Source organism: Pseudomonas knackmussii B13 (assembly GCF_000689415.1).
In the GTDB taxonomy this organism is placed as follows: Bacteria; Pseudomonadota; Gammaproteobacteria; order Pseudomonadales; family Pseudomonadaceae; genus Pseudomonas; species Pseudomonas knackmussii.
The window spans coordinates 4,317,002-4,338,636 of record NZ_HG322950.1 but is presented as its reverse complement, the minus strand read 5'-3'; the positions used below and the strand labels follow the sequence as shown (position 1 = coordinate 4,338,636).

Genomic DNA, 21,635 nt, shown 5'->3' with positions numbered 1-21,635 from the left:
TCCTCAGGGCAGTTCGATGCTTTCGTAGAAGGCGCTCAGCACCTTGGCCAGGTAGCGCAGGTCCTGGCTGCCGGCCAGCTCGCGGATGCTGTGCATGGCGAAGGTCGGCAGGCCGATGTCGACGGTGCGCACGCCCAGCTGGCTGGCGGTAAGCGGGCCGATGGTCGAGCCGCAACCCATGTCGCTGCGGGTCACGAAGCTCTGCACCGGGACTTCATTCTCCAGGCACAGGTGGCGGAAGAAACCGGCGGTTTCGCTGCTGGTGGCGTAGCGCTGGTTGCTGTTGACCTTGATCACCGGGCCGCCGTTGAGCTGCGGGCCGTGATTGCCGTCGTGCTTGTCGGCGTAGTTGGGGTGCACGCCGTGGGCGTTGTCGGCGGAGACCAGCAGCGAGCGCTGGATCACGCGGACGAAGGCGTCGCCTTCGGGCAGCAGGCGGCGCAGGGTCTGTTCGAGGAACGGGCCATCGGCGCCGCAGGCCGAACAGGAGCCGACTTCCTCGTGGTCGGTGCAGACCAGCACCGCGCTCTGTTCGTCACCGCTGGTTAGTAGCGCTTCCAGGCCGGCGTAGCATGACAGCAGGTTGTCCAGGCGGGCGCCGGCGATGAACTCACCACCCAGGCCGACCACTGCCGCGCGTTGGGTGTCGTAGAAGCTCAGTTCGTAGTCGAGGATGGCGTCGGCAATGATGCCATGCTCGTTCTGCAGCTGTTCGCCGAGCAGGTCGCGGAAGTCGCGGGTTTCGCCGGCGGCCAGTTGGGCCAGGATCGGTGGCAGCTCGTTCTGCGCATTGATCGGCCAGCCCTGGTTGGCCTCGCGGTTGAGGTGGATGGCCAGGTTGGGAATCACTGCGATGGGCGCGCGGAAGTCGATCAGGCGGCTTTCCACCTTGCCCGCCAGGCGGAAGGTGACACGGCCGGCGAGCGACAGGTCGCGGTCGAACCAGGGCGCGAAGAGGGCGCCGCCGTAGACTTCGACGCCCAGCTGCCAGTAGCCCTGGCGTGCCAGTTCCGGGTTCGGCTTGACCCGCAGGCAGGGGCTGTCGGTGTGTGCGCCAACCAGGCGCAGGCCGTGCTCGAGCGGTGCGTTGCGGCCGAGCTTGAAGGCGATCAGCGAGGAGTCGTTACGGGTCACGTAGTAGCGCCCGCCTGCTTCGGTGCGCCAAGCGTCGCGTTCGTCGAGGCGCTGGTAGCCGGCCTCTTCGAGGCGCCGGGCGAGGCTTGCGGTGGCATGGAAAGGCGTCGGCGAGGCCGCGAGGAAATCGATCAGGCCCTGGTTGAGATCTGCACGCATGGGAAACTCCGGACAGCGAATGGCGGAAGTTTATCGCAAATGTGTGGCAGCGCGGCTGTGGGAAGCGGGCGGGATGGCTTGTACTGCCATGCCCGCGAATCGCGGGGTCAGAACGGTGCGGGCGACTCGAAGCGCATCCGCTCGCCGGTCTGCGGATGGGTCAGGCACAGCAGGCTGGCGTGCAGGCACAGGCGGTCGCGCAGGGTCAGGGCTTCGCCCTGGGCGTAGAGGCGGTCGCCGAGCAGCGGGTGGCCGATGGAGAGCATGTGCACGCGCAGCTGGTGCGAGCGGCCGGTGATCGGGGTCAGCTCGACGCGTGCGTAGTTTCCGCAGCGCTCGACCACTCGCCAGAAGGTCAGTGCATGACGGCCGTGCTCGTGGCAGACGATGTGCCGAGGCTTGTTTTCCGGGTCGTAGCGCAACGGCAGGTCGATGCGACCGCTGTCCAGCTCGGGTTCGCCCCAGCATAGCGCGGTGTAGGCCTTCTCGGTCTCACGGTCGTGGAACTGCCGGGACAGCTCGCGGTGGCTGTCCGCGTCGCGCGCCAGCACCATCAGGCCGGAGGTTTCCCAGTCCAGGCGGTGAACGATGCGTGCTTCCGGATAGCCGTTCTCCTGCAGTCGGGTTACCAGGCAGTCCTTGTTGTCGTCGGCGCGACCGGGGACGGAGAGCAGCAGGGTGGGCTTGTTCACCACCAGCAGGGCGGCGTCCTGGTGGACGATCTGGATGTTCGACAGCGGCATGGCAATTGACCGGAGAAAAAGAAACGACTGCGGCGGCCGAGGCCGCCGCAGGGTACCGTGCGGAACTCAGCGTTCCGGCAGGGTGATGTTGAGCTCCAGGATCGAGCAGCTACCCTGGTTGGCCAGTTCGACCTGGACTTGCTCCTGGTCGATCGGCACGTACTTGCGGATCACTTCCAGCAGGTCTTTCTGCAGCTGCGGCAGGTAGTCAGGCTGGGAGCGGTTGCCGCGCTCGTGGGCGACGATGATCTGGAGTCTTTCCTTCGCTATCGACGCACTGGATTGCGCCTTTCGGCTGCGAAAGAAGTCTAAAAGGCTCATTCACGTCCTCCGAACAGTCGTTGCAGGAATCCTTTCTTCTGCACATCGAGGAACCGATGCGGCATCTCTTTGCCCAGCAGGCGGTCGACGGCGTCGCTGTAGGCCTGGCCGGCGTCGCTCTGGTCGTCGAGGATGACCGGTACGCCCTGGTTCGAGGCCTTGAGCACGGCTTGCGACTCCGGGATCACGCCGAGCAGGCGGATCGCCAGGATTTCCTCGACGTCTTCCACGCCGAGCATCTCGCCCTTGGTGACGCGCTCGGGGTTGTAGCGTGTCAGCAGCAGGTGCTCCTTGATCGGCTCCTCGCCCTTCTCGGAGCGCTGCGACTTGCTGGCCAGCAGACCGAGCATGCGGTCGGAGTCGCGTACCGAGGAGACTTCCGGGTTGGTCACGACGATCGCCTCGTCGGCGAAGTACATGGCCAGGTGGGCACCTTTCTCGATGCCGGCCGGGGAGTCGCAGATGATGTATTCGAAGTTTTGCTTGAGCTCTTCCATGACCTTGCCGACGCCTTCCTGGGTCAGGGCGTCCTTGTCACGGGTCTGGCTGGCGGCCAGGACGAACAGGTTCTCGAGGCGCTTGTCCTTGATCAGGGCCTGGGTCAGTGTGGCTTCGCCGTTGATGACGTTGACGAAGTCGTAAACCACGCGGCGTTCGCAGCCCATGATCAGGTCGAGGTTACGCAGGCCCACGTCGAAGTCGACGATGACGGTCTTGTGGCCACGCAGGGCCAGGCCGGTGCCGATTGCTGCGCTGGTGGTAGTTTTACCGACGCCACCCTTACCGGAAGTGACTACGAGGATCTTGGCCAAGGTGATTCACCCCAAAGAAAAAACGAAGGATTCTGGTCCCTGAAAGTCGCGGCAGTATCCGTTAAAGGCGGGTGATGTTCAACACGTCACCCGACAGGCTGACGTGGACCGCCTGACCCCACTGCGGACTGCGCCTAAGGTCTTCTGCCACCTTGTAATTTCCGGCGATCGAGACCAGTTCGGCGCCCAGTTGCTGGCAGAAGATCCGGGCGCTGGTGTCGCCCTTGACGCCTGCCAGGGCACGGCCGCGCATCGGACCGTAAACGTGGATATTTCCGTCGGCGAGAAGTTCCGCGCCGGGGCTGACCGGCGCCAGCACGATGAGGTCGCCGCCGGCTGCGTATATCTGCATGCCGCCACGTACCGGGGCGGTGATCATCTTGGTCGGGCGGACCACCGGAAGAGCGGGCTCGACCGGCTCCTCGGCTTTCTCTTCGACCGGTTCGGCGGCCTTTTCCTCGACCTTCTCCTCGGCTTTGGCCGCCAGTTGCGCTTCGACGGCTTTCTCGACCACCTGTCCGGCCAGCTTCTCGCTGCGCGGGCGGCGGATCACCGGCTCGGCGGTCGGCGCGTCCTTGGGCTCCAGCGGGCGCTCGCGCGAGCCGGACTGCGGCAGCACGGGGATGTCCAGCATGGTCGCCAGGCGCAGGTCTTCCTCGCGGTTGGCGCGGATCGCCAGGGTGCGCAGGCCGTGGCGGCGGCAGATGTCCAGCACGCCTTGCAGGTCGAGCTGGCCTTCACCGTCGGGGAGTTTGTCCAGGGCGAGCACCAGCGGGGTGTCGCGGAAGAAATTCGGAGCCTGGGCGACCTTGTCGGCAAGCTGTCTGTCCAGGCGCGCCAAGTCGTTGTGTGCCAGTTCCAGCACGGTGACGGCGAGCATGCTGCCCTTGAGCTGGAATACGGGATCTTGGTCGAGGAGGTCGGCTTGGCTCATGGTCGGACTGCATCGCTAAATGGCCTCGACTTATAGCGGACCGTCCCAGCGCCCGCAAGCCTGGCGCGGCGCCACTTCCGCGGTAGCGGTGCAAAGCCCGTCGCTCGCGGTAGAATGCCGCTCTTTGCCTGTCTATCCGGAACCCTTCATGGATCGTCCCCAATTTCGCGCCGCCTTCCTCCATCCGCGCTACTGGCCGCTATGGCTGGGCCTCGGCGTGCTGTGGCTGGTGGTGCAACTGCCCTATCCGCTGCTGCTGTGCCTGGGCCGTGCCCTGGGTGCGGTGATGTATCGGGTGGTCGGCAGCCGCCGGGCGATTGCCGCGCGCAACCTGGAGCTGTGCTTCCCGGAGAAGTCCGCCGCCGAGCGCAAGCGGCTGCTTAAAGAGAACTTCGCTTCAACAGGCATCGCTTTCTTCGAGATGGCCATGAGCTGGTGGTGGCCGAAGGCGCGCCTGGCGAAGCTCGCCCATATCGAAGGCCTGGATATCCTGCGCAAGGCCCAGGCCGAGGGGCAGGGCGTGATCCTCATGGCCATGCACTTCACCACCCTGGAGATCGGCGCGGCGCTGCTTGGCCAGGTGCAGACCATCGACGGCATGTACCGCGAGCACGACAACCCGCTGTTCGACTTCGTGCAGCGCCGTGGCCGTGAGCGGCACAACGCCGACGCCAGCGCCATCGAGCGCGAGGACGTGCGCGCCATGCTCAAGGTGCTGCGCGCCGGCCGGGCCATCTGGTACGCACCGGACCAGGACTACGGCGCCAAGCAGAGCCTGTTCGTGCCGCTGTTCGGCATCCAGGCGGCCACCGTCACCGCTACCACCAAGTTCGCCCGCCTGGGCCGCGCGCTGGTCTGCCCGTTCACCCAGACGCGCCTGGCCGATGGCTCCGGCTACCGCCTGGTGATCCATCCGCCGCTGCAGGACTTCCCCGGCGAGACCGAGGAGGCCGACTGCCTGCGCGTCAACCAGTGGGTCGAGGCCGAGATCCGCCAGCAACCGGAGCAGTACCTGTGGGCGCATCGGCGCTTCAAGAGCCGCCCGGAAGGCGAGCCCAAGCTCTACGCGAAGCGCTGAGCGCCGGCTTTACCGAACCCGGCGCAGCGACATACTTGATTGCAGGACGCATCCAGGACTCCTGTCGTGACTGAATCCGCCGAGCAGCACCCGACTTCCCATTCTCCCCGCGCCGTTACCGGGCTGATCCTGTCCGGCGGCGGCGCCCGCGCGGCCTACCAGGTCGGGGTGCTCGCGGCCATCGCCGAGCTGCTGCCGGAAGGTGCGGCCAATCCGTTCCCTGTGATCGTCGGCACCTCGGCCGGCGCCATCAATGCAGTGGGGCTGGCTTGCGGTGCGCTCTCGTTCCGCGAGGCTATCCATAGCCTCACGCGGGTCTGGAAGGGTTTCCAGACCGGCCAGGTCTACCGCGGCGACTTCCTCGGCGTGTGCGGCCAGGCGTTGCGCTTCCTCAGCCACAGCCTGCTTGGCCTCGGCCGGAGGCAGCCGGTGGCGCTGCTCGACAGCACGCCGCTGCGCCATCTGCTGGCCCGCGAGCTGGACTTCTCGGGCATCTCCGCCGCCTTGCAGGCGCGGAAGCTGCGCGCGGTCGCGGTTACCGCGTTCGGCTACGAGTCCGGCCAGGCAGTGACCTTCTACCAAGGACGCGCCACCATCGAGCCCTGGCTGCGTCATCGGCGGGTCGGCACGCCAACGCGGCTGAATCTGGAGCACCTGCTGGCCAGTTCGGCGATTCCCCTGCTGTTCGCTCCGGTGTGCATCCAGCAGGAGTATTTCGGCGACGGCGCGGTACGCCAGCAGGCGCCGATCAGTCCGGCGCTGCATTTGGGGGCCAACCGCGTGCTGGTGATCGGCGTCAGCGGCAATCCGACCCGCAGCGATCCCAACGAAGGCGCCGACACCCCGCGCAGCGGCCGGCCACCAAGCCTCGCGCAGATGGGCATCCACCTGCTCAACGGCACCTTCATCGACAGCCTGGAAGGCGACATCGAGGTGCTGCAGCGCATCAACTACCTGGGCAAGCTGGTGCCCGTGGAACGCCGCCAGCAAGAGGCGGGTTTGCGTGAGGTGGAGGTACTGCTGGTGTCGCCGTCGGTGCCGCTGGACGAGATCGCCGCCAAGCACCGCAAGGAGCTGCCCTGGGCGCTGCGCCTGTTCCTGCGTGGCCCTGGCGCTACCCGGGCGAGCGGGGCGGGCGTGCTGAGCTACCTGCTGTTCGAGCGGGGCTATTGCCACGAGCTCATCCGCCTGGGCTACAAGGACGCGATGAACCAACGGGCGGAGTTGACGCGCTTCCTCGGGCTGGAAGAGCACAACCTGTAATCGCCCGCTCCGGCTTCAAATATGTTTAGGAGCGAGCTTGCTCGCGAACGGCTTCGGTACGTGACCCGTTCGCGAGCAAGCTCGCTCCTACGAAAGGCAGGACTTATCAGACCGCCAGCACGCCATCGCGGTAGTCGCGCAGGGCCTGCTCGATTTCCTCGCGGCTGTTCATCACGAAGGGCCCGTACTGCACGATCGGCTCCTGGAGCGGCTTGCCGGCCAGCAGCAGGACGCGCGCACCACCAGCACTGCTCAACTTCACGGCATCGCCATCGCCCAGGCGGGCCAGACGGTTGTGGCCGATTTCGCCGCCGCGCTCGGCCTCCACCTGCAGGCTGCCTTCGTAGACATAAAGCAGGGCCTGGTGACCACGCGGCAGGTGCGGGGTGACGCTACTACCGGCGGGCAGGCTGAGGTCGTAGTAGTGCGGCTCGGTGTCCGGACGCTGCACGGCGCCGTCGAGGGCGATTTCGCCATCGTCGAAGCGACCGGCGATGACCGTCACGCCCACACCTTGCGCGGTGGTCGTGCGCGGCACGTCTTCCGGTTCTATATCGCGGTAGCCGGCCGGGCCGAGCTTGCTCTTGGCCGGCAGGTTCAGCCAGAGCTGGAAGCCGCGCATGGCGCCTTCTTCCTGTTCCGGCATCTCGCTGTGGATGATGCCGTGGGCGGCGGTCATCCACTGCACGCCGCCGGGCTTGAGCAGGCCTTCGTTGCCCAGGTGATCGCGGTGGCGCATCCGCCCTTCGAGCATGTACGTCACTGTCTCGAAACCGCGATGGGGATGGTCAGGGAAGCCGGCGATGTAGTCGTCGGGGTTCTGCGTATCGAACTGGTCGAGCATCAGGAACGGATCGAAGCGCTCGAGGCCGGGGCCGCCGATCACGCGGGTCAGGCGAACGCCGGCGCCATCCGAGGCGGGACGGCCGATGTGCAGGTCGAACAGATTGCGCAGCTGGGTCATGGTGACCTCCTCGATCAGGTATGGAGGCCATCCTAGTCCCGATTGACGGATAGATGGTTGCGAGTTTTGCGAGGGAAATATCGATTAAGTCGATATTTCCCTCGCTCAGGCTTACTCGTTGATCTGCAACTTGCGCGACTCGGTATAGAAGTAGCGCAGCTTCTCGTACTCGAACGGTGTGTTCATCTGCCCGTAGCGGAAGCTGTTGGTGTAGCGCTTGTCGATCACCATCAGCGTGGGGATTTCCCAGTAGTCGCTGCTGGCGCTGGCAACGCCCAGGTAGTCGACCTGCTCGGCGGCGATGTAGTCGGTGACCAGCCCGCCGGTGTCGCGCAGGTTGGACGGCCCGAGGATCGGCAGCATCAGGTAGGGCCCGGCGGGCACGCCGTAGAAGCCCAGGGTCTGGCCGAAGTCCTCGCTCTGCTTGGGTAGGCCCATGCGGGTTGCCGGGTCCCACAGGCCGAGCACGCCGAAGGTGGTGTTGAACAGCAGCCGCGCGGTGGTGTTCATGGCGCGTTTGCCTTTGAACTGCAGCAGGCTGTTGAGCAGGGTCGGCACATCGCCCAGGTTGCTGAAGAAGTTGCTCACACCGCTGCGCACGAAGCGCGGGGTGACGTATTCGTAGCCATGCACGACGGGCAGGAACACCCAGTTATCGAAGCGGTAGTTGAAGTGATAGACGCGGCGGTTCCACGACTCCCAGGGGTCGTAGATGTTCAGCGCGCTCAAGGTGGCGCGCTCGAATTCGCGCTGGTCCAGGCCGGGGTTGAACTTGAGGGCGTCGAGCGGGTGCTTGAAGCCGTCGGCGTCGGGCTCCAGGGCTATCGGCTTGGCCGCGGAGGGCGGCACGATCGGCTGCGGGCCGGCCTCGCTGGCGGCATCCGCGTGGGCCAGGCCGCAGCCCAGGGCGAGGGTGAGAAGCCAGGTGGATCGAAGCGTCATTCAGTGGCTCCCTGCTGCGCCACGCTCTGCGGCGCGGCGTCCTTGCCGTGGAAGAAGTCCAGCATGTCCTGGGCGTTGACCCGGTAGTTGAGGTTGCCGCAATGGCCTCCCAGCGGGTACAGCGTCAGCCGGTCGCCAAAGGTCCGCCGCAGGAAGCCGACGTCGCCGGGGCCGAGGATGAGGTCGTCGGCGTTGTGCATCACGGCGATCTTCGGGGTGTCGTGCAGGTACTGCTCCAGGGCGTACAGGCTGGTCTGCTGGATCAGCTGCGGCAGGCTGTTGCCCTTGTGATGCTTGCGCCAGGCAGGAATCAGCTGCTCGACCATGTAGCAGTCGAAATCGCATTGCAGCGAGCGCGAGAAGAAGGGTTCGAGGCTGGTGCCCTCGCGGATCGGATAACCCGGCGGGGTGATCAGCCCGCGGCGGTTGATCAGGTCCGAGGTGAAGGCGATGTCCGCCGAGGAGAAGCGGAAGGTCGCGCCAATCAGCATCGCCATTTCTTCGTTGGTCAGGTGCTGCTTGGAGTTCTGGAAGTCGTAGAGGAAGGCATCGTTCAGGTCGATGTAGCCCTTTTGCTGGAAGTAGCGGGTGAGCTTGCCCAGCACCAGTTGGTAGAAGGTCTTGGAGTCGGTGATGCCTTTGACCCGGGTCTGCACCAGCTTTTCCAGGTTGCTCACCGAGGTGTAGAGATTCACCGGCGGGTTGAGCAGCAGCACGCGCTTGAAGTTGAAGGTGCGCATGGACTCGTCGAGCTGGCTGACGAAAGCCGCGTGCAGCGCACCGAGGCTGTAGCCGGTGAGGTAGTACTCGGTAACTGGCAGGCTCGGATTCCCGGCGAGTACGGCCTGCATCACCCGGTACAGGTCGTCGGCGTCGTCGGGGCTGTAGCCGGGTGTGGCGTGCATCGAAGCGCCGGCCATGAAGTCCCAGCTGGTCGGCGAGGAAATCTGCACCACGTGGTAGCCGGCGCCGTAGAACAGGCGCTTGAGGTATTCCGGCGTGCGGCTGTCGTAACTGGCGCCGGTGCCGGCGATGATGAACACCAGCGGCGCCGGGTGATCCTGGCGGGCCAGGCGGTAGTGCAGCTTCTTCACGGGCCAGAAGTTGTCCGGCAGGGCGTACTCGCGCTCCGGGCGCAACTTCACTGCGTAGTCGCTCTGGCGGATGTCGCCATCGTCCGGCAGCACCGGGCGCAGTTCTGGCGGCGTGGTGGCGATGGTCGCTTCGAACGGGTTGCTCAGCGGAAAACCGTAGCTGGCCGGGTTGACGTCGCGGGCCAGGGCGGGGCCGACGAATCCCAGCACGAGGCTGCCGAGCAGGACGGCGGCGCGCGAAAGCACTGTCATGAAGGTTCCCTTGGCGAAAAGCACGCTTGGAGTGAAATAGAGCTTTATGACAAGCGCAAGGCGCTGGAGTGCCTTGGCGCACGAATCCGTGCGTCGCATCAGTCGCGCTGGCCGAGCATGCTGCGCTGGCTCGTGCCCTGGCAACGTCATTGGCTGTCGATATCGAGCCGCTCGACCCAGACCAGTTCGCAGGCCCCGGCGCCGGTGTCCTCGCGGCTCAGCGAGCTGGTCCAGCGCCAGCCGTCGGCGGCACTCACCTGTACCAGCTTCCCGCTCAGGTGGATGTGTTCGCCCGCGCTTACTGCGGCCAGGCTGTGCGCCACTGTGTCGCTGGCCGGGATCATGTGCATGTTGGCGCTGTGCGTCTCGATCTCGCGAGGCGGCAGTGGAGGTTGCTCGGCCTGCCAGTGGTACCAGCGGCCGCCCTGGCTGAAGTGGATCTTCGCGGCGATCGCCGCATCGCCCAGCGGGCCCCAGCCGAGCGCCAGGTCGGTGGGCGAGATCTGTGCCTCGCAGCCGAGCCGGTAGTCCTCGCGACTCAACACCAGGGCGTCGATCTGGAAGTCCTGCAGCGGCTGGACGCGGTAGCCGTCCAGGTGCAGGCTGCCGTCGGCGGCGGTCTGCGCGAGGTGATGTTGCTTGAATGGCAGCAGCCACCAGAAGCTGATGGCCAGGCAGACAAGGAAGAAGCGGGTGGCGCGCGACATGGACAACTCCTGCGCAGGACCGGCCCAGTGTAATGAGCGGCGCCTGGCCTTGCATCGCCCCCGGCGCTGGGTATGCTGGGCGCCGTTTCGCTCATGGAGTGGCCCGATGCCCCGTCGACTCTCGCTGATCCTCCTGCTTCTGCTCGCTGCGCTTTGGGTGGCGGCGTGCTATGGGGTGCGCTTCGGCTTGCTGGAGAACGGCAGCTGGGTCGACGTGTGCGCCGATAACGAGCAGCAACTGGCCTGCCAGGCTCGCTCCGGGCTGGGGCTGCTGATCCACTTCGGCGTGCTTGGCCAGGCGGCGCTGGTCGCGTCCATCCCGGCGTTCCTGATTCCCGGCCGCATCGGCTGGTGGCTGGCGGCCGTGGCGTTGTTCATCGGTTTGCCGGCACTGGTGTTCTACAGCGTCAGCATGGCTGTGTTCGCCGTGGTGCTGGCCGCCTTGCGCCTCGTGCGCCAGGCGCGTCCCGCCTGAGGCGGGCTCAGGCCAGGCGAGTCTCGGTGCGGGCAGAACGGGTCTCGGCAGTGGCGGAGCGTTCCTGACGCAGGCCGCGCAGCAGTGCACCGGCCAATAGCGCGCAGATGCCGGCCCAGAGGACCGCCTGCAGATTGTCCAGCCCCTCCAGGGCCAATTGCGGCACGATGCCGGCTGCGATCAGCACGGCGAGCAGAGTCGCTTCGCGACGCGGCGTGGCTACCGGGCGATAGAGGTAGAAAAGCGCCGGGAACAGCAGCGCGGCGTTGGGGAAGTTGCGGTAGCGCGCATCGAATACCAGCGCCAGCATCCATACCGCGCCGGCGAAACTGCTGGCCAGCAACCACCAGCCGCCGCGCGCTTCCAGGCCTCGGAATAGCCGACCGCGCCAGCCTTCGTGGGCGCCCAATGCCAGTGCCAGGTGAGCCATGACCAGCAGGTTGAGGATGGCCAGGTAGGCCGCCCACAGCCATTCGTCGAGGAAGGTGCAGATCACCCAGGCCTGGGCGCACCAGAGGCCCAGGCAGGTCGCGCCCAGGGCCATGCCCAGCGGTTGCGCGAGGGCTGCGCGGGCGCTGGCCGGACGCCCGCCGAGCAGCAGCATTGCGGCGCCCAGCAGGGCGCTGAAGGCGAACCAGGCGGGCCAATCCGGCTGATTGGAAACCGGGCCGGCGAGCACGTCCTTCTCCTGGCGGTCGGCGTCGAACAGCCCCCAGTAACCGCCCACGGCGCCTTCCAGGCGGCGCTTCCACGGCTGGTCGAAGGCTTCGATCAGGTTGTAGCGCCAGCCGTTCTCCTCGGCCATCCGCACGAAACCGAGGATGTAGCGCGCTTCGTTGACCCGGCTGGGCAGGGCGGTGCGCCGCTGCCGGCCTTCGCTGGGCCAGCCGGTCTCGCCGATCAGGATGCTCTTGCCGGGGAAGGCGCGGTCGAACTGCTGGCGGATTTCCGCGACATGCTGCAGGGCGCCGTCGATGCCGCTGGGCTGGTTGTCCCAGTACGGCAGCAGATGCAGGGTGACGAAGTCGACGTGCTCGGCCAGTTGCGGGTGCTTGAGCCAGTACTCCCAGACCTCGGCATACGACACCGGCTGCCGGACCTGGCTCTTCACCTGGGCCAGCAAACCCTCCAGGTATTTGCTGGTGACCTCCTGGCGCAGCAGGGTCTCGTTGCCGACGATCACCGACTGCACCACGTCCGGATAGGCGTTGGCGGCGTCGATCAGCTTGCGCACTTCGCGCTCGCTATCTGCCGGGATGGCGTTGATCCAGGCACCGAGGATGAGTTTCAGGCGGTGCTTGCGGGCCAGCTCGGGAATGCCTTCCAGGCCGGTCATGGAATAGGTGCGTAAGCAGCTGAAGTGCTTGGCCAGCAGCGCCAGGTCGGCGTCCATCTGCTGCGGGCGCAGCACGAAGGGCTGGTCGAAGGGCGACTGGTCCTTGCCGAACGGGCTGTAGGACGCGCATTGCAGGCGCTGCCCCGGCGCGGCGGCATCCGCCAGGTCGAGGCTGCGCCCCTGCAGGTACCAGGCGCCGAGCAGGCCCAGAAGGGCCAGGAGCAGAGCGCAGCAGTAGGGCAGCAGCGGGAAGGGCGAGCGATTGGGCATGAAGGAGGGCCTGGGTGCGGACAGGCGATCTTAGCAATCGCCTCCATGCGCGTCAGCGTTCTCCCGAGCGTCGGCGCACTGTCGCAAACGGTTCGTGCAAGTCGCAAATGGCGAGGTCGTGTCGTGGAGGGGATCGTTCGGAGTCGCTCTCGGAGCAGCCCGCACGGCTCTCACGCCGATGATGGAGGTGCGGCCAAGACCGCCTCGGGGCATTGGCTCCGGTGTACCTAATTCGAAGGGGAGAAACACATGCGAATGATGCGACGTCTGCTGGGCCTGGGCGCGGGGCTGGCACTGACGGCGGCGGCGACCCTGGTGTCGGCTGCAGCCAAGCCGGAAATCACCATCGGCTACGTCGATGGCTGGTCGGACAGCGTGGCCACCACCCACGTGGCGGCCGAGGTGATCCGCAAGGAGCTCGGCTACCCGGTGAAACTGATGCCGGTGGCGGCCGGCATCATGTGGCAGGGCGTGGCCCGCGGCAAACTCGACGCCATGCTCTCGGCCTGGCTGCCGGTCACCCACGGCGCCTACTTCGAGAAGATGAAGGACAAGGTGGTCGACCTGGGCGTGAACTACCCGGGGGCGAAGATCGGCCTGATCGTGCCGGAGTACGTCAAGGCCAACAGCATCGAGGACCTCAAGGCGCAGAAGGCTGACTTCAACGGCCAGATCATCGGCATCGACGCCGGCGCCGGGGTGATGCTCAAGACCGACCAGGCGATCAAGGACTACGGCCTGGACTACAAGCTGGTGGCCAGTTCCGGCAGCGGCATGATCGCCGAGCTGACCCGCGCCGAGAACGACAAGAAGGCGGTGGCGGTGACCGGCTGGATTCCGCACTGGATGTTCGCCAAGTGGAAACTGAAGTTCCTCGAGGACCCGAAGAAGGTCTACGGCGACGAGGAACACGTCGACAGCGTCGCCAACCCGGCGCTGGAGAAGAAGGCGCCGGAAGTCTGGGCCCTGCTGAAGAAACTGAAGTGGAAGGACGGCCAGGAGATCGGCGAGGTCATGCTTGCCATCCAGGACGGCGCCAAGCCCGAGGAAGCCGCGAAGAAATGGGTGGACAGCCACCCGGACCGGGTCAAGGAGTGGACCCAGTAAGACCTGTTCAAGCTCCGCAAAAAGCCCGCCGCATGGCGGGCTTTTTCATGCCGCGCGCTCTGTTCCGCAGCTTGGCGGGCAGCACGCTGAGCGCTACGACTAAAGTCGTCTGGAGGCCTTGCACCAGAGTCCTAAAGTGGGGATCGACGACATCCGCGTCATCCCCCGCTGTGAGGACAAAAACAAAATGAACGACAGCATCTACCAGCGGATTGATAGCAATCCGCGCTTCAAAGAACTGGTGGCCAAGCGCGAGCGATTCGCCTGGCTGCTCTCCGTGATCATGCTGGGCCTGTACGTGGGCTTCATCCTCCTGATCGCCTTCGCACCGCAGGTCCTGGGCACCAAGGTCAGCCCCGAATCGTCCGTGACCTGGGGCATTCCCCTGGGCGTCGGCCTGATCGTTTCGGCCTTCGTCCTCACCGGCATCTACGTGCGCCGCGCGAATGGCGAGTTCGACCGCCTGAACCAGGAAGTCCTCAAGGAGATCCAGCAATGATCGCCCGCCTGCTCGCGGCCCTAGGCCTGGCCGCCTTCGCTCCTGCCCTGTGGGCCGACGCCCTGACCGGCGACGTCCAGCGCCAACCCATGAACGTCTCCGCCATCGTGATGTTCGTGGCCTTCGTCGGCCTGACCCTGTGCATCACCTACTGGGCCTCCAAGCGCAGCAAGTCGGCCGCCGACTTCTACACCGCTGGCGGCAGCATCACCGGTTTCCAGAACGGCCTGGCGATCGCCGGCGACTACATGTCCGCAGCGTCCTTCCTGGGGATTTCCGCCCTGGTGTTCGCCTCCGGCTATGACGGCCTGATCTACTCCATCGGATTCCTGGTGGGCTGGCCGATCATCCTCTTCCTGATCGCCGAACGGCTGCGCAACCTCGGCAAGTACACCTTCGCCGACGTCGCGTCCTATCGCCTGAAGCAGAAGAACATCCGCACCCTGTCCGCCTGCGGTTCGCTGGTGGTGGTGGCCTTCTACCTGATCGCGCAGATGGTCGGCGCCGGCAAGCTGATCCAGCTGCTGTTCGGCCTGAACTACCACGTCGCGGTGGTCATGGTCGGCATCCTGATGGTGCTCTACGTGCTGTTCGGCGGCATGCTCGCCACCACCTGGGTCCAGATCATCAAGGCCGTGCTGCTGCTCTCCGGCGCCACCTTCATGGCGATCATGGTGCTCAAGCACGTCAACTTCGACATCAGCACCCTGTTCTCCGAAGCCATCAAGGTCCACCCCAAAGGCGAAGCGATCATGAGCCCCGGCGGCCTGGTCAAGGACCCGATCTCGGCGTTCTCCCTGGGCTTCGCGCTGATGTTCGGCACCGCCGGCCTGCCGCACATCCTGATGCGCTTCTTCACCGTCAGCGACGCGAAGGAAGCGCGCAAAAGCGTGTTCTTCGCCACCGGCTTCATCGGCTACTTCTACATCCTGACCTTCATCATCGGCTTCGGCGCGATCCTGCTGGTCAGCACCAACCCGGCCTTCAAGGACGCCACCGGCGCGCTGATCGGCGGCAACAACATGGCCGCCGTGCACCTGGCCAACGCCGTGGGCGGCAGCCTGTTCCTCGGCTTCATCTCGGCGGTGGCCTTCGCCACCATCCTCGCGGTGGTCGCCGGGCTGACCCTGGCCGGCGCCTCGGCGGTGTCCCACGACCTGTACGCCAGCGTCTACAAGGGCGGCAAGGCCAACGAGAAAGATGAGCTGCGCGTGTCGAAGATGACCACCGTCGCCCTGGGCGTGGTTGCCATCATCCTCGGCATCCTGTTCGAGAAGCAGAACATCGCCTTCATGGTCGGCCTGGCCTTCTCCATCGCCGCCAGCTGCAACTTCCCGGTGCTGCTGCTCTCGATGTACTGGAAGAAGCTGACCACCCGCGGCGCCATGATCGGCGGCTGGCTGGGCCTGATCACTGCGGTGGTGCTGATGATCCTCGGCCCGACCATCTGGGTGCAGATCCTCGGCCACGAGAAACCGATCTATCCGTTCGAATACCCGGCACTGTTCTCCATGGCCGTGGCCTTCATCGGTATCTGGTTCTTCTCGATCACCGACAAGTCCGCCGCTGCCGACGAGGAGCGCGCACGCTTCTTCCCGCAGTTCATCCGTTCGCAGACCGGCCTTGGCGCCAGCGGTGCCGTAGCGCACTGATGGTTTTTGGCTGTTGAATGCAAAGCCGGAGGTTCGCCTCCGGCTTTGTCTTTGTTTCCCTGCCACGGGGGCCGAGATGGCCGAGCAGTTCAACTTTTCCTCGCCGCCGTTCGATCTGCTGCGCGCGGCCGAGCGCGAGCGGCTGAGCGAGGCGCTTAGCGTTGGCTACTACGCCGCCGGCGAAACCCTCATCGCCGCTGGATCCGCGGTACCTTGCCTGTTCGTCGTGCTCAAGGGCGTGATCGAGGAACGCGGCGAGGACGGCAAGCTGTTCGCGCAGTACACCAGCGACGACATCTTCGACATCCGCGGGCTTTTCTCCGGCAGCAGCAAGCACGTCTATTGCGCAGTGGAGGAGAGCATCACCTACGAATTGCCCGCCAGCGTCTTCCATCAGCTGTGCGGCGCCAATCCGGACTTCGGCCGCTTCTTCCAGGCCGACCTCGCGGCCAAGCGCCAGCTGGCGCGCCGCGACGGGCAGAACCTCGCCGAGTTCATCCTCACCCGCATCGCCCGCGAGCACCTGCTGCCGGCGATCGAAGTCTCCGCCGGCCTGGCCCTGGGCGATGCCGCGCGCCTGCAGCTGAGCCGTGGCGCCGATGCGCTGCTGGTTCGCCAGGACGGCGAGCTGGGCATAGTCACCCGCACCGACCTGATGACCGCGCACTTTCGCGACGGCCGCAGCGAGGCCGAGCCCATCGGGCCCTTGGCGCATGGTCCGCTGGCCTGCGTGGAGCTGGGCGACTTCCTCTTCGATGCCATGATCCTCATGACCCGCAAGCGCATCGAGCGGGTCGCCGTGCGCGAAGACGGCGAGGTCGTCGGCCTTCTGCACCTGACCCAGGTGCTCAGCCTCTTCTCGACCCACTCCCACGTGCTGGCGATGCGCATCGCACGGGCAGAGAGCGAGGAGGAGCTGCGCGGCGCCGCGGAAACCCTGCACACGCTGATTGCCACGTTGTGCGGCAACGGCATTCGCCTGCGCTTCATCATGCAGTTGGTCAGCGCGCTCAATGAGCAACTGCTGGAGCGACTGTTCGAACTGCTCGTGCCGCCAGCACTGCGCAGCCGCTGCTGCCTGCTGGTGATGGGCAGCGAAGGCCGCGGCGAACAGTTGCTCAAGACCGACCAGGACAACGCCTTGATCCTCGCCGAAGACCTGCCGGTCGAGCAGGGGCTGGCGCTGATGCAGCGCTTCAGCGAGGCCCTGCTGAGCTTCGGTTATCCACCTTGTCCGGGCGGCGTCATGGCCAGCCAGCCAGCGTGGTGCAAGCCGTTGGCGGCCTGGCAGCGTGAGCTGAACCAGACCCAGCTGGAGGGTCAGCCCGAGCAGCTGATGCGCATGTCGATCCTGGCCGATGCGAGCCCTGTCGCCGGAAATCGGCAGCTCTACGAAGGGCTGCGCCAGGGACTGCTGCGTTTCGCCCAGGAGGGCGAGCGCTGGTTGCCCGACATGGCAGCCGCTGCTCTGCAGTTCGACACGCCGCTCACCATCCTTGGCAACTTGAAAACCCGCGAGGAGCATCTGGACATCAAGCGCGGCGGCATCTTCCCGCTGGTCCACGGCTGCCGTGTGCTGGCCCTGCGCGAAGGTCTGGAGGAGCGCGGCACCCTGGCCCGCCTGGGAGCTCTCAAGGCGCGCGGCGTCCTCGACGAAGGCTTGGCCGACAACCTGGCGGAATCCTTCGAACTCTTCCTGCAACTGCGTCTGCAGCAACAGCTTGGCGGTGCGCGCGATGGCCGCGAGCACGGCCTGGACGTGGCGCGCCTGAGCCGCCACGAACGCGATCTGCTGCGCTTCGGCTTGCATGCGGTGAAGAAGTTCAAGCAGAGCCTGGCCTGGCAATTCCATCTGGAGAGTCGATGAACGCGCTGGTGAAGCTCCCCGATCACGCCTGGTCTGGCTGGCGCCGCCGCCTTTACTGGTGCCTGCATGCGGCCGAAGAGGCCGAGGAAATCGTCTCCATCGATCTCGAAACCACCAGCCTCGACCCACGCACGGCAGACATTCTGAGCATCGGCGCGGTGCTGATCCGCGGCGGCAAGTTGGTCCTCGGCGAGCGCCTGGACCTGCTGGTCGAGCCGCCGGCAAGCCTGACCGGCGACTCCATCCGCATCCACAAGCTGCGCCGCGCCGACCTCGAAGGGCAATTGCCGCTGGCCGAAGCGCTGCGCCGCCTGCTGGCGTTCATCGGCGAGCGACCGCTGCTCGGCTACTACCTGTCCTTCGATGCCGCTGTCCTCAGCCGCCATCTGCGCCTGCTGCTGGGCGAGCGGCTGGACAATCCGCGCATCGAGGTCTCGGCCCTGTATCAGCGCAAGATGGCGCGGCGCTACCCGGACCTGCACCTGGACCTGCGCTTCGACACGCTGGCGCGCACCCTCGATATCCCGGTGGAAGGGCGCCACACCGCCCTGGGCGACGCGCGCAGCGTGGCCCTGATGTTCCTGCGCCTGCGCAAGGGGTCGCTGCCCACGGAGCTGCGCTGACGTACGTATTTGTATCTGGCGCAAAGTGACCCAGCACACAGCCCGCAGCCGGGCAACTCTCTACCATGTCGGCTTTTTCGGGAGAGGGGAGCGCGCATGCTCGGGATGGTGCTGGTCGTGCTGGGGAGCCTCTGGCTGCTGAGCCAGTTGCTGCTGGGCGTGGTGATTCTGCCGCTGGCGAGCTGGCTGGCCCGCGAGAGCAATCCGCAGCTCTACTGGCAGTTCGTCTACCTGCTGCCGGCCTTGCTGCTGGCGATGGGCGCCTTCCTCTTGCGCTACCGCGTCCATTCCTTCGCCGGCCTGCGTCGCGAGCGCACCAACTGCGTGACCTTCCTGCTGGTCTCCGCCGGGCTTGCGCTGGTGCTCGGCAAGGCCACAGGGCTGCTCCTGCCGGCGCTCTGAAGGCCCCGCCACGCCTGGCTATGGCCGCGGTTTGCCAGGGCCATTCAGCAGCCTGATTTAAGCGCAGCCCGCCATGCGCCTTGGCTAAACTGCCGGTCAACTTCACCGGACAAGACAAGGCAACCTCCCTATGCAAAATCGCATGATGATCACCGGCGCCGGTTCCGGCCTGGGTCGTGAAATCGCCCTGCGCTGGGCCCGTGACGGCTGGAAACTGGCCCTGGCCGACGTCAACGAAGCGGGCCTGGCGGAAACCCTCAAACTCGTTCGCGAAGCCGGCGGCGACGGCTTCACCCAGCGCTGCGACGTGCGCGACTACAGCCAGCTCACTGCGCTGGCGCAGGCTTGCGATGAGAAGCTCGGCGGCATCGACGTCATCGTCAACAACGCCGGCGTGGCCTCCGGCGGTTTCTTCGGCGAGCTGTCGCTGGAGGACTGGGACTGGCAGATCTCGATCAACCTGATGGGCGTGGTCAAGGGCTGCAAGGCCTTCCTGCCGCTGCTCGAACGCAGCAAGGGGCGGATCATCAACATCGCCTCCATGGCTGCACTGATGCAGGGCCCGGCGATGAGCAACTACAACGTCGCCAAGGCCGGCGTGGTGGCGCTCTCGGAAAGCCTGCTGGCCGAGCTGACCCTGGTGGACGTGAAGGTCCACGTGGTCTGCCCGTCGTTCTTCCAGACCAACCTGCTCGATTCCTTCCGTGGCCCGAGCCCGGAGATGAAGAGCCAGGTCGGCAAGCTGCTGGAAGGCTCGCCCATCAGCGCCGCCGACATCGCCGACTACATCCACCAGGAAGTGGCCCGCGACAGCTTCATGATCCTGCCCCACGAACAGGGCCGCATGGCCTGGCAGATCAAGCAGCAGAACCCGCAGGCGATCTACGACGAGATGGCGAAAATGGCTGCGAAGATGCAGGCCAAGCGCGGCAACGCGGCCTGATTTCCGCACCGCTTTGGTGCTCGTGCAATCAGGGCTTGCCCAGGCCGGTGCAAAGCGCTAGCTTTACCCCACCGGCCTGCCTGCCGATGTATGTTGGACCCCAGTGAAAGCCCCGCCACGTTCGCGGGGCTTTTGCTTTTCTGCGTAACCCCGGCCGGTGTTTGCGCGGTTGCGCATCTTTGCCGCAGTTCGCTTTCGGTTCCTTTGCGCCTGTGCTAGAAGGCTGCGGTGTTTTTCCGTGGTAGGGAGTGTCCCGTCTTGCAGTCCGAATCCATCGTCTATGGTTGCATCCGCGACTGGCCCGGCGACTCCATGGAGCGGCGCATGCGCCGGGCGGCCAATCGCAAGGTGCTGGACAGCCTGCCGATGGGCGAGAACTGGCCGTTCATCGGCCGCGACATGTTCAGCCGCTGCGAGCAGGAAGGCGCCGGGCTGTACCAGTCGCAAGTGATCCACTTCGGTGCCAGCTACCAGACCATCGAATACGAGTGGAGCCTCTGGGTCGAGCAGTTCGAGGCCCTGCTGCGCCGTCTGTACTGGGCCAGCGCGGTGGTCCACCTGGAGACCGAACTCAACGGCAGCCACACCTTCCGCTGGGAGTCCGAGCGCGGTTTCCACAGCCCCCACGAGGACGACCTGCGCGTGCGCTGCGCCTGGGAAAGGGAAGGCGGCCTGCGCGGCTGAAGCTCAAGGAAAGCCCATGCTCAATTACCTGTGGTTCCTGCTCGCCGCGTTCTGCGAGATCGCCGGTTGCTACACCTTTTTCCTCTGGCTGCGCCTGGATCGCACGCCCCTGTGGATAATTCCCGGGCTGTTCAGCCTGGTCTGCTTCGCCCTGCTGCTGACCCGCGTCGAAGCCGCCTACGCCGGGCGTGCCTACGCGGCCTACGGCGGGATCTACGTGGCGGCCTCGCTGTTCTGGCTGGCCTTCATCGAGAAGAGCCGCCCGCTATGGAGCGACTGGCTTGGCGCGGCGCTGTGCATAGCCGGCGCGAGCGTAGTGCTGCTGGGGCCGAAGCTGGCGCCTTGAATCCCCCATCATCCCCGCGAACAGCACTTGCGCTGGCTTGAGGGGGAACAACCTGGCCCTACAGGGTCGGCATTCGTGCCGTGCCGTGCCGTGCGGTTCGCGAGCAAGCTCGCTCCTACGAAAAGCGCAAGCGGGCTTCGCTCTTGGGACTTCCAGAGAAACGTCCGCGCACTCCGGACCGCCCCTTACAGAAGGCCGAGCTAAGCCCATGCAGAGGAGGCCATGCGACATGGATGTCGCGAGAGCCGTCGTGAGTACAGGGATGTGCTCTCGACGGCGGGCCTCCGGGTGCGTGGGAATGTGCGAGGAAAGTCCACTTCGCTCTTGGGACTTCCAGAGAAACGTCCGCGCACTCCGGACCGCCCCTTACAGAAGGCCGAGCTAAGCCCATGCAGAGGAGGCCATGCGACATGGATGTCGCGAGAGCCGTCGTGAGTACAGGGATGTGCTCTCGACGGCGGGCCTCCGGGTGCGTGGGAATGTGCGAGGAAAGTCCAGCTCCGCCGGACCCGTATGTCGGGGCAAGACCTTTGCCTACTTTGGGTCGTTTGCCAAAGTAGGTCGCCCAAGGGGGCGAAACAAGAAGCGTCCGAACACGCCGAAGCGGCGCGCTACACCCAACCCGAAATCAGCTGGCTCCCCGCGTCCGCGGGGATGACGAGGGTAGCGGGGATATATAGGCGCAGCGTACGTCGAGGTTCGCGAGCAAGCGCCTGAAGCAAGGGCGGCTCAGCCCTGCAGCCATTCCTTCGGCACTTCGCTTTTGAGCATCAGCTGGCACTGCTGGCTTTCCGGATCGAAGACGATCACCGCCTCGCCGCGTTTGAGCGCATGACGGGCGCGCTCGACGCGGACGTCGAGCGGGGTGTCGTCGCCGTTGTCGGTGCCTTCGCGGGTGACGAAGTCTTCCAGCAGGTTGTCCAGGGTCTCGGCTTCGAGCAGGTCGTGGGGGATCAGCATCATGGGTACTCGGCGGAACAGGCGGCGATTCTAGTCCCGCGCCGGTCCGCCGGCGAGTCCGGGGTGCT

The 21,635-nt window shown here is 65.9% G+C and carries 23 protein-coding genes; 12 read left to right on the top strand and 11 right to left on the bottom strand.

Annotated features, from left to right (window positions below; translation table 11 throughout):
• Positions 1-3: 3 nt before the first annotated feature.
• From PKB_RS20350 to minC, 5 genes are all read right to left on the bottom strand, one after another.
• Positions 4-1,293 carry a M18 family aminopeptidase gene (locus tag PKB_RS20350; protein WP_043253961.1) on the bottom strand — a complete coding sequence of 430 codons (1,290 nt, stop codon included), beginning with the start codon at positions 1,291-1,293 and terminating at the stop codon, positions 4-6.
• Positions 1,294-1,400: 107 nt separating this feature from the next.
• Positions 1,401-2,036: an RluA family pseudouridine synthase gene (locus PKB_RS20345; protein WP_043253959.1), complete on the bottom strand. Its 636-nt coding sequence runs from the start codon at positions 2,034-2,036 to the stop codon at positions 1,401-1,403.
• 66 nt (positions 2,037-2,102) lie between these two features.
• Entirely contained in the window at positions 2,103-2,357 is a 255-nt protein-coding gene (gene minE, locus PKB_RS20340) for a cell division topological specificity factor MinE (RefSeq protein ID WP_043253957.1), read from the bottom strand.
• Entirely contained in the window at positions 2,354-3,169 is an 816-nt protein-coding gene (gene minD, locus PKB_RS20335) for a septum site-determining protein MinD (protein WP_043253956.1), read from the bottom strand. Before minD ends, minE begins: the two co-directional genes overlap by 4 nt.
• Before the next feature lie 61 nt (positions 3,170-3,230).
• Positions 3,231-4,103, bottom strand: a complete 873-nt coding sequence (gene minC, locus PKB_RS20330; RefSeq protein WP_043253955.1) for a septum site-determining protein MinC — start codon at positions 4,101-4,103, stop codon at positions 3,231-3,233.
• A gap of 148 nt (positions 4,104-4,251) precedes the next feature.
• Here minC and PKB_RS20325 point away from each other — a divergent pair, with 148 nt between their 5' ends.
• Both PKB_RS20325 and PKB_RS20320 read left to right on the top strand, forming a co-directional pair.
• Complete coding sequence (locus PKB_RS20325; protein WP_043253954.1) at positions 4,252-5,181, top strand: lipid A biosynthesis lauroyl acyltransferase; 930 nt, start codon at positions 4,252-4,254, stop codon at positions 5,179-5,181.
• 66 nt (positions 5,182-5,247) lie between these two features.
• On the top strand, positions 5,248-6,444 hold the full coding sequence (locus tag PKB_RS20320; RefSeq protein ID WP_043253952.1) for a patatin-like phospholipase family protein: 1,197 nt from the start codon (positions 5,248-5,250) through the stop codon (positions 6,442-6,444).
• A 106-nt stretch (positions 6,445-6,550) separates the two neighbouring features.
• Here PKB_RS20320 and PKB_RS20315 read toward each other — a convergent pair whose 3' ends face one another.
• From PKB_RS20315 to PKB_RS20300, 4 genes are all read right to left on the bottom strand, one after another.
• Positions 6,551-7,408 carry a pirin family protein gene (locus PKB_RS20315; RefSeq protein ID WP_043253950.1) on the bottom strand — a complete coding sequence of 286 codons (858 nt, stop codon included), beginning with the start codon at positions 7,406-7,408 and terminating at the stop codon, positions 6,551-6,553.
• Positions 7,409-7,519: 111 nt separating this feature from the next.
• Positions 7,520-8,350 carry an MlaA family lipoprotein gene (locus PKB_RS20310; RefSeq protein WP_043253948.1) on the bottom strand — a complete coding sequence of 277 codons (831 nt, stop codon included), beginning with the start codon at positions 8,348-8,350 and terminating at the stop codon, positions 7,520-7,522.
• Entirely contained in the window at positions 8,347-9,696 is a 1,350-nt protein-coding gene (locus PKB_RS20305) for an alpha/beta fold hydrolase family protein (RefSeq protein ID WP_043253946.1), read from the bottom strand. Before PKB_RS20305 ends, PKB_RS20310 begins: the two co-directional genes overlap by 4 nt.
• Positions 9,697-9,842: 146 nt before the next feature.
• Entirely contained in the window at positions 9,843-10,403 is a 561-nt protein-coding gene (locus PKB_RS20300) for a hypothetical protein (protein ID WP_043253944.1), read from the bottom strand.
• A gap of 106 nt (positions 10,404-10,509) precedes the next feature.
• Between PKB_RS20300 and PKB_RS20295 the strand changes: the two genes are divergently transcribed.
• On the top strand, positions 10,510-10,878 hold the full coding sequence (locus PKB_RS20295; protein ID WP_043253941.1) for a hypothetical protein: 369 nt from the start codon (positions 10,510-10,512) through the stop codon (positions 10,876-10,878).
• A 7-nt stretch (positions 10,879-10,885) separates the two neighbouring features.
• On the opposite strand, the gene PKB_RS20290 is transcribed toward PKB_RS20295, so the two are convergent.
• A complete protein-coding gene (locus PKB_RS20290; RefSeq protein ID WP_052355339.1) occupies positions 10,886-12,484 on the bottom strand; it encodes a glycoside hydrolase family 17 protein in 1,599 nt (532 codons plus the stop codon).
• A 249-nt stretch (positions 12,485-12,733) separates the two neighbouring features.
• Between PKB_RS20290 and PKB_RS20285 the strand changes: the two genes are divergently transcribed.
• The 9 genes from PKB_RS20285 to PKB_RS20245 all read left to right on the top strand — a co-directional run bounded on the left by PKB_RS20285 (position 12,734) and on the right by PKB_RS20245 (position 20,607).
• A complete protein-coding gene (locus PKB_RS20285) occupies positions 12,734-13,591 on the top strand; it encodes a glycine betaine ABC transporter substrate-binding protein (protein ID WP_043253939.1) in 858 nt (285 codons plus the stop codon).
• 187 nt (positions 13,592-13,778) lie between these two features.
• Positions 13,779-14,090, top strand: a complete 312-nt coding sequence (locus PKB_RS20280) for a DUF485 domain-containing protein (protein WP_043257561.1) — start codon at positions 13,779-13,781, stop codon at positions 14,088-14,090.
• On the top strand, positions 14,087-15,742 hold the full coding sequence (locus PKB_RS20275) for a cation acetate symporter (protein WP_043253936.1): 1,656 nt from the start codon (positions 14,087-14,089) through the stop codon (positions 15,740-15,742). Before PKB_RS20280 ends, PKB_RS20275 begins: the two co-directional genes overlap by 4 nt.
• A 76-nt stretch (positions 15,743-15,818) precedes the next feature.
• Entirely contained in the window at positions 15,819-17,609 is a 1,791-nt protein-coding gene (locus tag PKB_RS20270; RefSeq protein WP_043253934.1) for a DUF294 nucleotidyltransferase-like domain-containing protein, read from the top strand.
• Entirely contained in the window at positions 17,606-18,232 is a 627-nt protein-coding gene (locus PKB_RS20265) for a 3'-5' exonuclease (RefSeq protein WP_043253930.1), read from the top strand. The genes PKB_RS20270 and PKB_RS20265 overlap by 4 nt, the downstream gene beginning before the upstream one ends.
• Positions 18,233-18,328: 96 nt before the next feature.
• On the top strand, positions 18,329-18,634 hold the full coding sequence (locus tag PKB_RS20260) for a hypothetical protein (protein WP_043253928.1): 306 nt from the start codon (positions 18,329-18,331) through the stop codon (positions 18,632-18,634).
• A gap of 130 nt (positions 18,635-18,764) precedes the next feature.
• Complete coding sequence (locus tag PKB_RS20255; RefSeq protein WP_043253927.1) at positions 18,765-19,577, top strand: SDR family oxidoreductase; 813 nt, start codon at positions 18,765-18,767, stop codon at positions 19,575-19,577.
• 258 nt (positions 19,578-19,835) lie between these two features.
• Entirely contained in the window at positions 19,836-20,261 is a 426-nt protein-coding gene (locus PKB_RS20250) for a hypothetical protein (RefSeq protein WP_043253926.1), read from the top strand.
• 16 nt (positions 20,262-20,277) lie between these two features.
• The gene (locus tag PKB_RS20245; RefSeq protein WP_043253923.1) at positions 20,278-20,607 is read left to right on the top strand and encodes a YnfA family protein; all 330 of its coding nucleotides are present in this window, start codon (positions 20,278-20,280) and stop codon (positions 20,605-20,607) included.
• Positions 20,608-21,336: 729 nt separating this feature from the next.
• Here the strand turns inward: PKB_RS20245 and PKB_RS20240 are convergent.
• Entirely contained in the window at positions 21,337-21,567 is a 231-nt protein-coding gene (locus tag PKB_RS20240) for a YheU family protein (protein ID WP_043257558.1), read from the bottom strand.
• Positions 21,568-21,635 lie beyond the last annotated feature (68 nt).

Coding starts and splice junctions, on each gene's coding strand:
- PKB_RS20350 (WP_043253961.1), bottom strand. CDS start 1,293: ATGCGTGCAGATCTCAACCAGGGCCTGATCGATTTCCTCGCGGCCTCG.
- PKB_RS20345 (WP_043253959.1), bottom strand. CDS start 2,036: ATGCCGCTGTCGAACATCCAGATCGTCCACCAGGACGCCGCCCTGCTG.
- minE (WP_043253957.1), bottom strand. CDS start 2,357: ATGAGCCTTTTAGACTTCTTTCGCAGCCGAAAGGCGCAATCCAGTGCG.
- minC (WP_043253955.1), bottom strand. CDS start 4,103: ATGAGCCAAGCCGACCTCCTCGACCAAGATCCCGTATTCCAGCTCAAG.
- PKB_RS20325 (WP_043253954.1), top strand. CDS start 4,252: ATGGATCGTCCCCAATTTCGCGCCGCCTTCCTCCATCCGCGCTACTGG.
- PKB_RS20315 (WP_043253950.1), bottom strand. CDS start 7,408: ATGACCCAGCTGCGCAATCTGTTCGACCTGCACATCGGCCGTCCCGCC.
- PKB_RS20310 (WP_043253948.1), bottom strand. CDS start 8,350: ATGACGCTTCGATCCACCTGGCTTCTCACCCTCGCCCTGGGCTGCGGC.
- PKB_RS20305 (WP_043253946.1), bottom strand. CDS start 9,696: ATGACAGTGCTTTCGCGCGCCGCCGTCCTGCTCGGCAGCCTCGTGCTG.
- PKB_RS20300 (WP_043253944.1), bottom strand. CDS start 10,403: ATGTCGCGCGCCACCCGCTTCTTCCTTGTCTGCCTGGCCATCAGCTTC.
- PKB_RS20295 (WP_043253941.1), top strand. CDS start 10,510: ATGCCCCGTCGACTCTCGCTGATCCTCCTGCTTCTGCTCGCTGCGCTT.
- PKB_RS20290 (WP_052355339.1), bottom strand. CDS start 12,484: ATGCCCAATCGCTCGCCCTTCCCGCTGCTGCCCTACTGCTGCGCTCTG.
- PKB_RS20285 (WP_043253939.1), top strand. CDS start 12,734: ATGCGAATGATGCGACGTCTGCTGGGCCTGGGCGCGGGGCTGGCACTG.
- PKB_RS20280 (WP_043257561.1), top strand. CDS start 13,779: ATGAACGACAGCATCTACCAGCGGATTGATAGCAATCCGCGCTTCAAA.
- PKB_RS20275 (WP_043253936.1), top strand. CDS start 14,087: ATGATCGCCCGCCTGCTCGCGGCCCTAGGCCTGGCCGCCTTCGCTCCT.
- PKB_RS20270 (WP_043253934.1), top strand. CDS start 15,819: ATGGCCGAGCAGTTCAACTTTTCCTCGCCGCCGTTCGATCTGCTGCGC.
- PKB_RS20265 (WP_043253930.1), top strand. CDS start 17,606: ATGAACGCGCTGGTGAAGCTCCCCGATCACGCCTGGTCTGGCTGGCGC.
- PKB_RS20260 (WP_043253928.1), top strand. CDS start 18,329: ATGCTCGGGATGGTGCTGGTCGTGCTGGGGAGCCTCTGGCTGCTGAGC.
- PKB_RS20255 (WP_043253927.1), top strand. CDS start 18,765: ATGCAAAATCGCATGATGATCACCGGCGCCGGTTCCGGCCTGGGTCGT.
- PKB_RS20245 (WP_043253923.1), top strand. CDS start 20,278: ATGCTCAATTACCTGTGGTTCCTGCTCGCCGCGTTCTGCGAGATCGCC.
- PKB_RS20240 (WP_043257558.1), bottom strand. CDS start 21,567: ATGCTGATCCCCCACGACCTGCTCGAAGCCGAGACCCTGGACAACCTG.